The organism is uncultured Helicobacter sp., assembly GCF_937893305.1.
GTDB lineage: Bacteria > Campylobacterota > Campylobacteria > Campylobacterales > Helicobacteraceae > Helicobacter_D.
The window spans coordinates 14,301-28,192 of the sequence record NZ_CALBGN010000012.1; the positions used below are offsets into that span (position 1 = coordinate 14,301).

Genomic DNA, 13,892 nt, shown 5'->3' on the forward strand with positions numbered 1-13,892 from the left:
AACTTTGTTTAAAAATAGCTAAAATTATGATATAATTTCATAATTTTTTAATTTTACAAGTAAGGATAGAAGGGATGAGAATCTTAATTATTGAAGATGAGATTAGCCTTAATAAAACCATAACAGAGGGATTAAATGAGTTTAATTACCAAACAGATGTAGCAGAAAACCTAAAGGATGGCGAGTATTATATTAGTATTCGTAACTATGATCTGGTTCTTGCAGATTGGATGTTGCCTGATGGTAGTGGGTTGGAGATTATTAATCAAATCAAAAGTAAATCTCCGCGCACAGCTGTTGTAGTGATTTCTGCTAAAGATGATGCGCAAAGCGAAGTAGAAGCACTAAGAGCTGGGGCGGATGATTTTTTAGCAAAACCTTTTGATTTTAGTGTTTTGGTTGCTAGGATTGAAGCGCGTTTGCGTTTTGGCGGGACAAATCTAATTGAAATTGAGGATCTAGTGATTAATCCTGATGAAGAAAAAATCACATATAAAGGGCAAGAGATTGAACTTAAGGGTAAGCCTTTTGAAGTGCTTACACATCTTGCGCGTCATAGAGATCAAATTGTTTCAAAAGAGCAACTTCTTGATGCAATTTGGGAAGAGCCAGAACTTGTAACGCCAAATGTTATTGAAGTAGCGATTAATCAAATTCGTCAAAAAATGGATAAACCACTAAATATCGCAACAATTGAAACAGTTAGACGCAGAGGTTATAGGTTCTGCTATCCAAAAGGTATTTAGTTTATCTTGCAAAAGTTTTTTTTGCCTGTTTATATCGCCTTTATGGCGGTATTTTCTACTTTTTTTTATGTTGATTTTCATCACACAATTTATCAAAACATAGAATCCAAATTGCAAAAAAAAATAGAGCATTATCCTAATGTGAATTTAAATGAGATTGTAATTTTAGATTCTAAATCTCTTCATACAACTTTTAAAAAATATGTGAGTGCAGAGAGTATAGAGTGTGTCTTATCTGTGCCTTTTGGTGAAAAAACCTTGCAAATTAAGCAAGATATTACACAAGAGATTAAATCTTTAAAGTTTTTAAGCTTAGTTTTGGTGGTTTTTAATGTGGCGTTTTGGATTTTAGCGACATTATTGTGGCAGGAAAAGCGAAGATTAAACAAAGATTATGAAATTCAAAAACAACTTTATAGTGGCATTGCACACGAATTAAAAACTCCTTTAGCAGTTATTAAGGCAAAATGCGAAGTTGCTTTGCTAAAACCTAGAGAAGTTGTAGTTTATGTTGATGTTCTAAAAGAAAATATTGCGAGTGTTAATGGTGCGCAAGCTAGTATTAAGACGCTTTTTGATTTGGCAAACAGCGAACAAATAGAATACAAAAAAAAGACTAATATTCAAAAAGAACTAGAGAGTATTGCTAAAGATTTCTCTGTATTATATAAAGAGAGAAAATTTGATTGTATGCTTGAAACGCAAGGTTTGGAGATCGCAATTAAGCCAACACTTTTAAAGCAAATTATTCAAAATTTTTTACAAAATGCGTTTAAATTTACTCCAAAAGATAAAAATATTTGCCTAAAAAGCTATATAGAAAATGGAATCTTAAGAATAGAAGTTTTGGATGAGAGTTGTGGCATCCCTAATGACCTTGATGTTTTTGCTCCTTTTAAAAAAGGTGGAAAAAAGGAAGGAATGGGACTTGGGTTATTTTTAGCAAAAAGAGCGGCAAAGGCATTAGGAGGGGAAGTTACTTTGGAGAATCGCAAAGAAACTCAAGGGGTAATTGCTGCTTTTGTGCTTAAGATTTGATTTAGGAACAAAAATTGCTGTAACACTTACATAAGGAGTTGCTATGCAAAGGATTGTTTTAGTTTTATTAATGCTACTTGGCGTGTTGTATGCTGCCCCAAAAGTAGAGTTTAAAAATGCTTGTGTGCCTTTATCTCAATTTTCAAAGCCCCAAAAAGAAGTGCTTTTACGCTCCTATCTTGCAGGTGAGGGCGATGGGCTTGGATTAACTCTTGCAGCGATTGCGTGGAAAGAATCTTGTGCAGGAGAATATAAAATGAACTTTCAAGATCCAAGTGCTGGAGTTTTTCATGCCTATATTCCAGGTGTTATCAATCGTTATCCGCAATTAAAACAAAATGGTTTTACGCAAAATATGGTAGGAGCAATGCTTGTAGAGGATGATGAATTTGCCGCAAAAATTGCGATTTTAGAATTAAAATTTTGGCAGAAAGAGCATAAAGGCAATTGGAAAAATATCATTAAATCTTACAATAAAGGTTATAGCTGGAAAAAGAGTGTTAATGCTAACACGCAAGCTGAAAAATACTATCAGGAAATTGCGTGGCGCATTAAAGAATTGAAATCTTATTTTAAAAGTCTAGATGTTCAGCGTGTGGCATTAGATCTTCCAAAAACAAAAAATAAACATAAAACAAAACAACAACAAGAACAGCAAGAGAATTTTTATGCCTATAAAGAAGATGTTGTCTCCAATGATTTTAAATTTTTGCCGATTTATCAAGTTGGCAATGAGTTTGCCGCGCCTTATGTTTCTAAAAAAACAATTATAAAAGAATTTGAATTGTTAGAAATTTATTGATTAAATCTTGTAATTTTAAATATAACAACAATATCACCAAATGGATGGCTATCCCTGATAATGAGAAAAACGATGTAGTCTTAACCCCTCGCTATGTGGTAGATTTGATGGTAGAGCTTGCAGAAGTAAATAAAGATTCTTTTGTATGGGATTATGCCACAGGAAGCGGAGCATTTTTAATTAGTGCGATGAATGCGATGATAAAAGACGCTCAAAACTCCATAAAAAGCCCAAAAGAATTAGAGCTTAAAATCGCCCACATTAAAGCCAATCAACTTTTAGGCATAGAAACACGCCGCGATATTTATCTACTAGCTGTGCTTAATATGATTTTGCTAGATGATGGCTCGGCAAATTTAATTCACAAAGACAGTCTTGAATTTCAAGGCTCTTATGAGCAAGGCGATAAAAAAGGGCAAAAATTCCCAGCCGATGTCTTTTTACTAAATCCGCCTTATTCCGCTAAGGGCAAGGGCTTTATTTTTGTAGAAGAAGCCTTAAAGAAAATGAGCAAAGGCAGGGCAGTTGTGATTATCCAAGAAAATGCAGGTAGTGGTAATGGAATCCCCTATACCGCCGATATTTTAAAGCATAGCACCTTACTAGCTAGTATCAAAATGCCTATTGATTTATTTATCGGTAAATCTAGCGTTCAAACGGCTATTTATGTCTTTGAAGTAGGCAGAGCGCACAATAAAGATAAATTAGTGAAATTCATAGATTTTAGCTTTGATGGCTATAAAAGACAATATAAGAAAAAGGCAAAAGCCTCCGCAAATTTAAAAGATATTGATAACGCCAAAGGTCGCTATGCTGAGATTGTAGCCATAGTTAATGGCACTTTTAAGGAGACACATTATTATGATGATTTTTTCATTGAAGATACGATTAACTTAGAGGGTAGAGACTGGACATATTCGCAGCATAAAAAGATAGACACAACGCCTACTTTAGAAGATTTTAAAAAATGCGTAAGTGAGTATCTAGCGTGGGAAAGCAATGTGCTGAAAAATCTAAGCTTCCACTATGAAAAAGCATTAAAGGCTAACGCTAATCTTTTAGAATCTTACTAGCAAACTCTTTTGCTATTTCCAAGGCTTGCGTGATTTTAGTCATATCCTTACCTCCAGCGGTGGCAAAGTCATCTCTGCCCCCACCATTGCCCCCTAGAATCTGTGCGACTTGCTTCACCCATACACTAGCTTTAAGCTTAGATTCCACTCCCTTTACTCCAGCAGTTAGGGCGATCTTGCCACTAGATTCTGTTAAAAGCAAAATCGCTACTTTTTCATTCTCATTTTTCGCCCTATCTATGATATCTTTTGCCTCTTTTGCCTCCACAGAATCTAGCTTTAAAACGATTAGCTTCACGCCATTTACTTCTTCATAATCTAGGCTTTTGACACTTTGTTTTGCCTTGTTTGCACTCTCTCTTGCCTCTTTTAGCGCATTTTGCAATTTTGCTACACCCTGCAAAACATCTTGAGCTTTTAGCTGCTCTTTTAGACTTTTTATCGCATCTAACGCTTCTTTGCCATAGCTATATGCGGCTTTGCCACACACCGCTTCAATGCGTCTAACACCGCTACTCACACTACTTTCACGCACGATATAAAAGCTCCCAATTTCAGCGGTATTGCGAGCGTGGATCCCCCCGCACAGCTCAATAGAATCCCCAAAGCTTATCACACGCACACTCTCCCCATACTTCTCGCCAAAAAGTGCCATAGCCCCCTTTGCCTTTGCCTGCTCTATGCCCATAGTCTCGCACACTTGTGGGGAAGATTGTGCGATTTTTTCATTCACTAGGGCTTGTATTTGCTCTAGCTCATTTGTGCTTAAGGCTTTAGGGTGGCTAAAGTCAAACCGCAAACGATTTGCTTCTACAAGGCTTCCCGCTTGGGCGATATGAGATCCTAGAATCTGCCTTAGGGCATAGTGGAGCAAATGCGTAGCAGAGTGGTGCTTAGCAATTTCAAAGCGAGTAGAATCTACTTGTGCTAGGATTGTATCGCCTGTTTTTAATGGGCGTAGGGCGTGGATTTTGGAGAGATTTAAGCCGAAGTATTTTTGGGTGTCTAACACTTTAGCGACTATATTAGAATCATTTTTTAATTTACCTTTATCCCCCACTGGTCCCCCTGACTCTGGGTAGAATGGCGTAGATTCTAGCATCACCCAGCCCTCTTGCCCTGCCTGTAAAGATTCCACGCGTTTAAAGCTAGAATCTAAAAGCGCTAGAATCTTAGATTCCGCATTTACGCAATCATAGCCTACAAACTCATTTTCACCAAACTCACTTAAAAGCGCGTTAAAATCGCCCTCTTTGACACTATCGCCGCTGCCTTTCCAATGTGCTTTGCTTCTGTCTTTTTGCTCCTGCATACATCTTTCAAAATTCTGCAAATCCACGCTTAAGTTAAGCTCTCTTAGCATATCTTGCGTTAGATCAAGCGGAAAGCCGTAAGTGTCGTAAAGCTTAAAGGCAATATTACCATTAAAACTTTTTTCATTCTTTTTTTGCATAGAATTTAATTCTGCATTAAACAACGCCATTCCCGATTCTATCGTCTCAAAAAACCTCTCTTCTTCCGCTTTGCACTGCTCTTGCACGGCATTTTTACGCTCTTGTAAATAGCCATAATGTCCGCCCATACAATCACACACAGCTCCCACCACTTCGTATAAAAAGGCTTTTCTTAAACCTAGCAAGTAGCCGTGTCTCACCGCTCGGCGTAAGATTCTACGCAAAACATAGCCCCTGCCTTCTTTGTCAAAATTTACTCCTTGAGCAAGGAGAAAGGCTACTGCGCGCGCGTGGTCGGCAATCACCCTAAAACTTGCGCCACTTTCATAGATATAGGTTTGTCCGCTTAAGGATTCCACCTTGTTAATTAAGGGCATAAACAAGCTAGAATCAAAATTTGAGCGTTTGCCCTCTAAAAGCGCTGTTACTCTCTCTAGCCCCATGCCTGTATCAATGCTAGGCTTAGGCAGTGGCTTCAACGCCCCGCTAGAATCCCGCTCATATTGCATAAACACAAGATTCCATATCTCTAAGAATCTATCTCCATCACCTCCAAAATAGTCTTCTTTTCCATTGAAAAACTGCTCCCCTTGATCTACAAAAATCTCACTGCAAGGTCCGCATGGTCCTGTATCTCCCATTTGCCAGAAGTTATCCTTATCGCCCATTCTCTTAATGCGACTAGGCTCTATATGCTCCTGCCATAGTGCAAAAGCCTCATCATCACTCTCGTGGATTGTTACATACAGCACAGATTTATCAAAGCCTAAAACTTCAGTTACAAACTCCCACGCATACGCAATCGCATCTTTTTTGAAATAATCACCAAAGCTAAAGTTGCCAAGCATTTCAAAAAGCGTGTGATGGCGTGCGGTGTAACCGACATTTTCTAAGTCATTGTGCTTTCCACCTGCGCGGATACAAAGTTGCGCACTTGTGGCGCGTTTTTGACCAGGAGTTGGAATTTGCCCGGTGAAAATATCCTTAAACTGCACCATTCCTGCATTTGTAAAAAGCAAGCTTGCATCATCTGGCACTAAAGGCATAGATTCATAAACCTTATGCCCTTTGTTTTTAAAAAAATCTAAATATAAAGCCCTGATGTCTTTTGTTTTCATTACGATACCTTAAAAAACTAAAATTCCAAAATTCTACTTTTTTTCATTTAAAAACTCGCTTTAGTTTGTGGTTTTTGAAAATGTTTTTAAGGATTGTTTAAAAGGCGTTTTTCCATAAATTCTTTTCTTGCAACAATGTTTGCGCTGTGTTTTGATGCGCTTGGCGCAAGGATAGATTGTGATAGGATTGTAGAAGCTCTAAGACTTTTTGTGTGATTTGTGTTTTAGAAAATGTGTAGGCTTGTGGGAGATTTAAGGTGCAGGTTTGAAAGCTCTTTAGATTTGCATTTTGATTGTTTGCGATTTCTAGTGCAATTGCTGGCACTCCACAACAAAGAATCTCTCTCAAACTTTGTCCGCTAGCGCAAATACAAAGATCCATTGTGCAAATGAGTTGTGCCATTTCTTGTGCGTTTAAGCCAAAATGTGTTGTTATGGGTTTTGGTAGGTTGGAATTTTTTGTAATGCAATGGATTTGTAAGGTTGGAAAAGTGTTTAAAAGCGCGTAAGCTATGGTGGGGATTAATTCTAGAATATCTTCTGCACCTAAGGTGATTAGACAGCGTTTTATTGTGGGATTAAGTGTTTTTGGCACTTGTTGTTTAAAAACGTGTTGAGTTAGGGCGTATTCGCTACCTAAAAATAATGTGTGATTAGGATATTTCTCTTTATAAAATTTAGATTCCGTATTCGCGCTATTTACAAGGATTCCTTGAGGATAGTCTAGACGTAAAGTATCATCAAAAAATAAACATTTTTTTGCGTGTTTAGTTGCTAAAATATAGGAATCTAGCGGTAGAACATAAGAATCAATTGCGATTAAATCATATAAAATTTGAAAATTAAAGGAATCTAAAAAACTAGAATCTAAAACTTTTGCTTGAAAACCCTGTGTTTCTAGTTCTTCTTTTAGTGCGGTGCAACGGCTAATATGCCCCAAACCTACACCAAGTTTTCCATCAGCAAAGATTAATGCAGTTTTTATTGACATTAGAGTGTATAGAGTTTTTGCAGATTTTCAAGCTTGCTTGTCGCATTTAATAGAAGCATATCTGCTAAGATTAATGCAAGCTGGGCTTCACACACAACACTACCGCGCACAGCAATACAAGGATCGTGGCGTCCTTTAATATTGCATTGCGTAGTGTGTCCTTGAAGATTTTGTGTATTTTGGGGCAAGAAAATGCTAGGAGTTGGCTTAAAATGCACTTTGATAATAATCTCTTCTCCTGTGCTAATACCGCCTAGGATTCCACCACAATGGTTGCTTTGAAATCCATTTTCGTCCATTTGATCGTTATTTTCTGAACCTAGTAAAAATGTAGATTCCACACCTTTACCAATCTCTACTGCTTTGACACCATTTAATCCAAGCATTAATGCACCAATGGCACTATCAAGTTTGTAATATAAAGGTTCTCCAAGTCCTGCTGGGACCCCACTTGCGCGAATAAGCGCAACACCGCCTATGCTATTGTGTGTGTTTCTTGCTTGTATTATAGCTTCTTTTTGTTGGGATTCCATTGTTTTGTCTAATGCGAAAATTTCACTTTTTTTTGCGTGGCTAAAATCAATTTCTGTGCCTAAGATTTTACCAACGCTTAAGATTCCGCTTTCTATATTGATTTTAAAATATCTCAAAAGCATTTTAGCAATCGCCCCAGCAGCAACGCGCGCAACACTCTCTCTAGCACTGCTTCTACCACCACCCCTAAAATCGCGAATTTGGTATTTTTGAAAATAAGTAAAATCTGCGTGTCCGGGACGAAATAAGTCTTTAATGGAATCGTAATCTTTGCTTTTATTTGCGGAATTTTGGATAAAAAAACCAAGTGGAGTTCCGGTGGTTTTGCCATCAAATACACCACTTAGGATTTTAACTTCATCAGCTTCTTTGCGTTGAGTAGAGTAGAGGTTTCTACCGCCTGAACGTCTTAGCATTTCTGTTTGTAAAAATTCTTCATCAATGATGATTCCAGCAGGTAATCCATCAATCACTCCACCAATTCCAGCTCCGTGGCTCTCTCCAAAAGTCGTAACCCTAAGAGCAATTCCAAAAGTATTCATTCAAGATTCCTTTAATGCTTTAATGGCAATTTTTGCGCAAGTTTGTTGAGCTTCTTTTTTGCTTTTGCCATTTGCTCTTGCAAACTCTTTGCCTTGTATTTTTACGCTCATTAGAAAATTTTTATTGTGATCTGGTCCGCTAGAATCTAACAAAATATATTCTGGAGTTTCTCCAAATTTCGCTTGTGTGAGTTCTTGAAGAGCAGTTTTGTGGTCATAAAACAGACTGTTTAAATCAATGTTTGGATGCACAGCGTTTAAGAGATTATGCACTAAATTGCGTGCTACATCTAAGCCGCTTTCTAAATAGATAGCACCAATAAGTGCTTCAAAGGCGTTAGATAATATGGAATCTTTTTTTCTGCCATTATTTTGCTCTTCAGAGTTTGAAATAAAAAGATAATCGCCAATATTTAAATGGCGCGCAACTTTAGCAAAGGCTTTTTCATTAACCATTGAAGCCCGCATTTTTGAGAGTTCTCCTTCTCTTGAGTTTGGAAATTTTTTATACAAAAACTCACCAATGATTAAATCTAACACCGCATCTCCTAAAAACTCTAAGCGCTCGTTGTGTGCGCCTTTTTTTGCACTTTTGTGTGTCAGTGCTTCTTTAAGTAAATTTTGCGCCTTAAAGTGATAGCCCAATGTTTTTTCAAAATGTTTTAAATCCACGATAATCCTTAAGTATTTTTGAATTTTAATGCTTCTTCTTTGGCAATCTTATCGCACCGCTCATTTTCGCAATGCCCACTATGCCCTTTGACCCATTCTACTTTGATTTTATGAGGTTTTGCAGCTTTGATGTAGCGTTGCCAAAGTTCAGTGTTTTTGACATTTTTAAAGTTTTTAGCAATCCAGTTTGGAAGCCACTTGCTAAGTCCATCTAAAACATATTTAGAATCACATACCACAAGAACTTCGCAAGGTTCTTTTAAAGCCTCTAAACTCATAATTAATGCGGTTAATTCCATTTGGTTATTTGTCGCTACCTTTGCCCCACCGCTTAGGACTTTTTCAAACTCTCCATAACGCAAGATTCCACACCAACCACCAAAACCCGGATTTCCCAAAGAAGAACCATCACAAAAAAGAGTAACACACTTCATCTTGCTTTTCCTTTAAAAAAACTAGTGTTTTAGAGGTTAATAATCCATTACAATGTGGGCAACGATCAAAGGATAATGGAGAAGTGCCATTGCAATTTGTGCATTGATAGTTAAAACGCAAATCACCTTGATAGTTTTTGTTTGCACGCAATAAACAAAGTGTTTCTAGCTCAAAAGTTGTTTTTTTAGAAATACTTAAAGGCAAAAGTCCTTTGGCTTCAAAAATGTCTTTTAATAGGCTTTGTTTTTCTAGCAAGGTAGAATGCTCTAGTTCTTTTAATAGAGAAGTTGGAATCTCTTTTTGATTCCAAAGTAAATCTATGATTTGTAAGAGTATGTCTTGTGGAATCTTTAAGATAGATTGCCAAAAGAGTGTTGGGTAATAGTCTTTTAAAAAGCTTAAAATTAAACGCGCTAAACGCGGTTCATCTCTAAGTTTTGCAAGAAGTTTTAGTGGGAGCTGATTTTTTTGTGTTTGATTTTTATGGGTTAGGATTAGGATTTTTGTTTTGAGATAGGATTTGTGAAGTTGTGTCCCGCCTTGAATTTCTTCTAGGCAATCTAGTGCATTTAGTGCGTCTTCAAAGTCGCTTAAGTCCTCATAAATTTTAATAAGTGCATTTAAGATTAAAGGATTGCGTGGGTAGTGATGTAGGATTTCAAGATAGATTTCTTTTGCGCGCAAAGGAAAGCCAGCCTTGGTATAGACAAGTCCTAGAGACTCTAAAATTGGAATTTTATCTAGAGGATTTTTAATAGAATCTAAAAGTGTAGCGTAGAGTCTAATCGCTTTTTCATAATTTGCGCCTTTTTGATACATTTTTGCCATAAAAAGCAAAGATGGAATCGGATTTGGACTTAGGGCTAAAAACTCCTTTACTTCTTTATCGAATCCTACATAGTCAAAACTTTCCATAAATTTACTTAAGGATTCTTGCTGTTTTTTGCTCACAATATAATTCCAATAATAACCCAAAAGACTTACAAGACCAATACAAAAAATCAGCACCACAATGCCAAAAAGAGGATCGCGATACTCAATGTTATGAATTGCGTATTCAAAAAAATCCACGCCATTCCTTAAATTTTTAAAATAAGATCTTTCAATTATAGCAAACTTATAGTTTAATTTTGTAAAATACGCACCTTTAAAGTAAGCTTGAAATTTTGGAGTAGGTATTGATACAGCAACAAAGCATAGATACCCTAAAAAATCAATTAGATGTTTTAGAAGTGATCAGCCATTATATTGAAGTAAAAAAAATGGGAAGCAGTTATAAGGCTTGCTGCCCATTTCATCAAGAAAAAACTCCAAGCTTTGTTATTAATGTGAACAAAAACTATTATCACTGCTTTGGTTGTGGTGCTAGTGGAGATCCTATAAAATTTGTAATGGATTATGAAAAGCTAAATTATGTAGAAGCCATTGAAAAACTTGCGCAATTTTACAATGTGTCTTTAGAGTATTCTCAAAAATCACAAAACAACGATAGTTATAAAATAATGGATTTTATGAATAACTATTATCAGGCAGTGTTAAATTCTGAAGTGGAATCTTATTTAAAAGAGCGTGGGATTACAACAGAAATTAAGGCACGTTTTGAATTAGGATTTGCGCCACAAAATTACGAGATTATGGCACATTTGCAACGCAATATGATCAATTTGCAAGATGCTCTTAATCTTGGAATTTTAGGAGCGGATTTAGAAAATGGAGCGAAGCATTACTATGCGCGTTTGACGCAACGCTTAATTTTCCCTATCCGTTCAGCACAAAATAAAATCATTGGTTTTGGAGGACGCACACTTTCAAATCATCCTGCAAAATATATCAACTCCCCTCAAACAAAGCTTTTTAATAAATCACAAGTGCTTTATGGCTATCCTCAGGCTAAAGAATCCATTTATCGTTTAGGTAGCGTGATTATTACAGAAGGTTATTTGGATACGCTAATGTTGCATCAAGCAGGCTTTACAAATGCTGTTGCAACGCTTGGAACAGCATTAACAAAAGAGCATTTGCCTTTACTTGCAAAAGGAGATCCAAAAATCATTTTAGCCTTTGATGGAGATCGTGCAGGAATGCAGGCGGCTTTTAAAGCAGCAAGTTTATTAAGTGTGGCAAAAAAACAAGGTGGAGTTGTGCTTTTTGAGGGAGGTTTAGATCCGGCAGATATGGTAAAAAATGGCGAAATTGAAGCATTAAAAAGCTTGTTTGATTCTCCAATCCCATTAATTGATTATGTTTTGGAGAGTATTATTAAAAACTATGATTTACAAAATGCTGTGCAAAAAGATCAATGTCTAAAAGAATCTTTAGAATATCTTCATAAACTTTCTCCAATTATTCAAGAAGAATATAGAATTTGGCTATCCCAACATTTAGCATTGCCAGTGCATTTAATACAACTTAAAAAACCTCAAAATCAAAATAAAATCCCTACAAAAGGAACATTGCAGTTTAGCCAAGCAAATTTTTATGATTTATCAGAAAAGACTATTATTAAAAGCGTATTAGAAAATATGGATCTTTTAGAATTTGTTTTAGGCTATCTTGATCCGCAAATGTTTCATACGCAAAGAGAAGCTTATCACAAACTTTTAAAAAATGAACTAGAAGACCCACTATTAATTGGAATCTTATTAGATGAGAGGATAAAACCACAAAATAAGGAGCATTTAAGAGAGCAAATTATTATGGTTTTATATCAGCATTACGACCAAAAACGCAAGGCATTGACTTATGATAAAAGTTTGTCCTTGCGTGAGAAGGCTTTTTTGTTAAGAAAGTATCAAAAATATTTAGATGATTTAAAGAAAGGAGAATTATCATTATATGAAAGCATTAGCGTTATTTAGTGGTGGGCTTGATAGCCTGCTTGCAATTAAAGTTATTAAAGATATGGGAGTTGATGTTTTAGCATTACATTTTAATATAGGTTTTGGTGCAAAGCGCGATAAAAGTTCGGTTTTGCGTCAGCGTTTGGATCAAGTAGATGTAGAGTTAAAAATTGTAGATATTAGGAAACAATTTTTTGATGATGTGCTTTTTAAGCCAAAGTTTGGTTATGGAAAATACTTTAATCCTTGTATTGATTGTCACGCAAATATGTTTTCTCACGCACTTGGTATGTTGGAGTCTGAAGGAGCTAGTTTTGTAATTAGCGGAGAAGTTTTAGGACAAAGACCAAAGAGTCAAAGGGCAGAAGCATTAGGGCAGGTAGAGAGACTTTGTGAGGGGGAAGGATTAATTGTTCGTCCGATGTGTGCAAAACTTTTGCCTATTACAATACCAGAACAAAAAGGTTGGATTGAAAGAGAGAAGCTTCTTGATATTCACGGAAGAGGTAGAGAAAGACAATTGCAGCTTGTTAAAGAATACGGATTAGAATATTATGAAAATCCAGGTGGTGGCTGCTTACTTACGGAAACTTCGGTGGCAAACAAAATCAAAGATATTCAAATGCATCGTGAAGTTGTGTTTGAAGATATGGAGCTTGTAAAATTTGGAAGATATATGATTTTGCCAGATGGAGGGCGTTGTGTAATTGCAAGAAATGCAGAAGAAAATGAACGCTTAAGTTTTCATCATCCAAAAATGAGTAAAATTGAGCTTTTAGATTGCATTGGACCTTTAGGGCTTGTAGAAAATAATGCAAGCACGAGCGATAAAAAGCTTGCCATAGAGCTTACATTATTATATGGGAAATCGGAAGAAAATAAAAGCTATCAAGTGCGCTTTGAAGGGCAGGAAATAGAAGCTAGAGCTTTTAAGAGTAAAGAAAAAGCAAAAGAATTTTTAATTGGAGAATAGTATGGATTTTTTAGAGATTGTAAAAGAGCGTTATTCTTGCAGAGCTTTTAAAGAATGTGAAGTGGATGCAAATCATTTAGATTTCATCTTAGAAGCTGGGCGTTTAGCGCCTAGCTCTTTAGGTTTAGAGCCTTGGAGATTTTATGTTGTGCAAGATGCTAAAAAACGGCAAGAAATTGCACAAATTGGAAATAATCAAAGTCATATTGCACATTGTGGGGCGATAATTATTGTTGTGGCGCGTTTAGATTTTGGGGAATATTTTGAGAGTAAATTAAGAGCGCGCAAACTTTCAGAAAAAGAATTGCAAAAGCGTTTAAGAGTGTATAAGCCATTTATTGATGGAATGAGTTTGGAGAAAAAGTTAAGTTATGCAAGAGAACAGGCACATTTAGCAGTAATGAATATGGCAAATGCCGCAACTTCTTGCAATCTTGCTTCTTGTATAATTGGAGGTTTTGATAGTGTAGCACTTGATAAATATTTACACTTAAATCAAAGTGAGAAAAGTGCGGTAATGCTTGTGGTGGGAGAACCAAAAGATTCTGTAATTCCAGAAAAAATACGAAATTCTAAAATAGAAGTCATAAAGTTTTGGTAGAGAAAAAATTTAATAATTTTTTATGATATATTTGAAGTTTAGTTGTATCTAAGATATAATACGCAGGATTTTT

The 13,892-nt window shown here is 36.1% G+C and carries 13 protein-coding genes; 7 read left to right on the plus strand and 6 right to left on the minus strand.

Features of this window, described 5'->3' with window-relative positions:
* Positions 1–74 precede the first annotated feature (74 nt).
* From hsrA to Q0358_RS02070, 4 genes are read left to right on the plus strand one after another with little or no spacing between them, the layout of a single operon-like run.
* Positions 75–746 carry a homeostatic response regulator transcription factor HsrA gene (gene hsrA, locus Q0358_RS02055; protein ID WP_299546504.1) on the plus strand — a complete coding sequence of 224 codons (672 nt, stop codon included), beginning with the start codon at positions 75–77 and terminating at the stop codon, positions 744–746.
* A 6-nt stretch (positions 747–752) separates the two neighbouring features.
* Positions 753–1,784 (plus strand): HAMP domain-containing sensor histidine kinase, encoded by a 1,032-nt coding sequence (locus tag Q0358_RS02060; protein ID WP_299546506.1) that lies wholly within the window; start codon positions 753–755, stop codon positions 1,782–1,784.
* A gap of 43 nt (positions 1,785–1,827) precedes the next feature.
* Complete coding sequence (locus Q0358_RS02065) at positions 1,828–2,586, plus strand: hypothetical protein (RefSeq protein WP_299546508.1); 759 nt, start codon at positions 1,828–1,830, stop codon at positions 2,584–2,586.
* Positions 2,583–3,659 carry an N-6 DNA methylase gene (locus Q0358_RS02070; protein ID WP_299546510.1) on the plus strand — a complete coding sequence of 359 codons (1,077 nt, stop codon included), beginning with the start codon at positions 2,583–2,585 and terminating at the stop codon, positions 3,657–3,659. Before Q0358_RS02065 ends, Q0358_RS02070 begins: the two co-directional genes overlap by 4 nt.
* Here the strand turns inward: Q0358_RS02070 and alaS are convergent.
* The 6 genes from alaS to Q0358_RS02100 form a co-directional block, all read right to left on the minus strand.
* The gene (gene alaS, locus Q0358_RS02075) at positions 3,637–6,231 is read right to left on the minus strand and encodes an alanine--tRNA ligase (RefSeq protein WP_299546512.1); all 2,595 of its coding nucleotides are present in this window, start codon (positions 6,229–6,231) and stop codon (positions 3,637–3,639) included. The two genes, Q0358_RS02070 and alaS, sit on opposite strands and share 23 nt — an antisense overlap.
* Positions 6,232–6,328: 97 nt before the next feature.
* Positions 6,329–7,222 carry a hypothetical protein gene (locus Q0358_RS02080; protein WP_299546514.1) on the minus strand — a complete coding sequence of 298 codons (894 nt, stop codon included), beginning with the start codon at positions 7,220–7,222 and terminating at the stop codon, positions 6,329–6,331.
* Positions 7,222–8,298, minus strand: a complete 1,077-nt coding sequence (gene aroC, locus Q0358_RS02085) for a chorismate synthase (RefSeq protein WP_299546516.1) — start codon at positions 8,296–8,298, stop codon at positions 7,222–7,224. The genes Q0358_RS02080 and aroC overlap by 1 nt, the downstream gene beginning before the upstream one ends.
* Positions 8,299–8,970: a ribonuclease III gene (gene rnc, locus Q0358_RS02090; RefSeq protein ID WP_299546518.1), complete on the minus strand. Its 672-nt coding sequence runs from the start codon at positions 8,968–8,970 to the stop codon at positions 8,299–8,301.
* An 8-nt stretch (positions 8,971–8,978) separates the two neighbouring features.
* A complete protein-coding gene (gene rnhA / locus Q0358_RS02095) occupies positions 8,979–9,404 on the minus strand; it encodes a ribonuclease HI (RefSeq protein ID WP_299546520.1) in 426 nt (141 codons plus the stop codon).
* A complete protein-coding gene (locus Q0358_RS02100; RefSeq protein ID WP_299546522.1) occupies positions 9,379–10,476 on the minus strand; it encodes a tetratricopeptide repeat protein in 1,098 nt (365 codons plus the stop codon). Before Q0358_RS02100 ends, rnhA begins: the two co-directional genes overlap by 26 nt.
* A 107-nt stretch (positions 10,477–10,583) precedes the next feature.
* Here Q0358_RS02100 and dnaG point away from each other — a divergent pair, with 107 nt between their 5' ends.
* The 3 genes from dnaG to Q0358_RS02115 are packed head-to-tail and all read left to right on the plus strand — an operon-like array spanning position 10,584 to position 13,819.
* Entirely contained in the window at positions 10,584–12,263 is a 1,680-nt protein-coding gene (dnaG, locus tag Q0358_RS02105; RefSeq protein WP_299546524.1) for a DNA primase, read from the plus strand.
* Positions 12,241–13,218 (plus strand): argininosuccinate synthase domain-containing protein, encoded by a 978-nt coding sequence (locus Q0358_RS02110; RefSeq protein ID WP_299546526.1) that lies wholly within the window; start codon positions 12,241–12,243, stop codon positions 13,216–13,218. Before dnaG ends, Q0358_RS02110 begins: the two co-directional genes overlap by 23 nt.
* Position 13,219: 1 nt before the next feature.
* A complete protein-coding gene (locus Q0358_RS02115; protein ID WP_299546528.1) occupies positions 13,220–13,819 on the plus strand; it encodes a nitroreductase family protein in 600 nt (199 codons plus the stop codon).
* The last annotated feature ends 73 nt before the right edge of the window (positions 13,820–13,892 follow it).

Coding starts and splice junctions, on each gene's coding strand:
- Q0358_RS02110 (WP_299546526.1), top strand. CDS start 12,241: ATGAAAGCATTAGCGTTATTTAGTGGTGGGCTTGATAGCCTGCTTGCA.
- Q0358_RS02065 (WP_299546508.1), top strand. CDS start 1,828: ATGCAAAGGATTGTTTTAGTTTTATTAATGCTACTTGGCGTGTTGTAT.
- rnhA (WP_299546520.1), bottom strand. CDS start 9,404: ATGAAGTGTGTTACTCTTTTTTGTGATGGTTCTTCTTTGGGAAATCCG.
- alaS (WP_299546512.1), bottom strand. CDS start 6,231: ATGAAAACAAAAGACATCAGGGCTTTATATTTAGATTTTTTTAAAAAC.
- Q0358_RS02115 (WP_299546528.1), top strand. CDS start 13,220: ATGGATTTTTTAGAGATTGTAAAAGAGCGTTATTCTTGCAGAGCTTTT.
- aroC (WP_299546516.1), bottom strand. CDS start 8,298: ATGAATACTTTTGGAATTGCTCTTAGGGTTACGACTTTTGGAGAGAGC.
- Q0358_RS02080 (WP_299546514.1), bottom strand. CDS start 7,222: ATGTCAATAAAAACTGCATTAATCTTTGCTGATGGAAAACTTGGTGTA.
- hsrA (WP_299546504.1), top strand. CDS start 75: ATGAGAATCTTAATTATTGAAGATGAGATTAGCCTTAATAAAACCATA.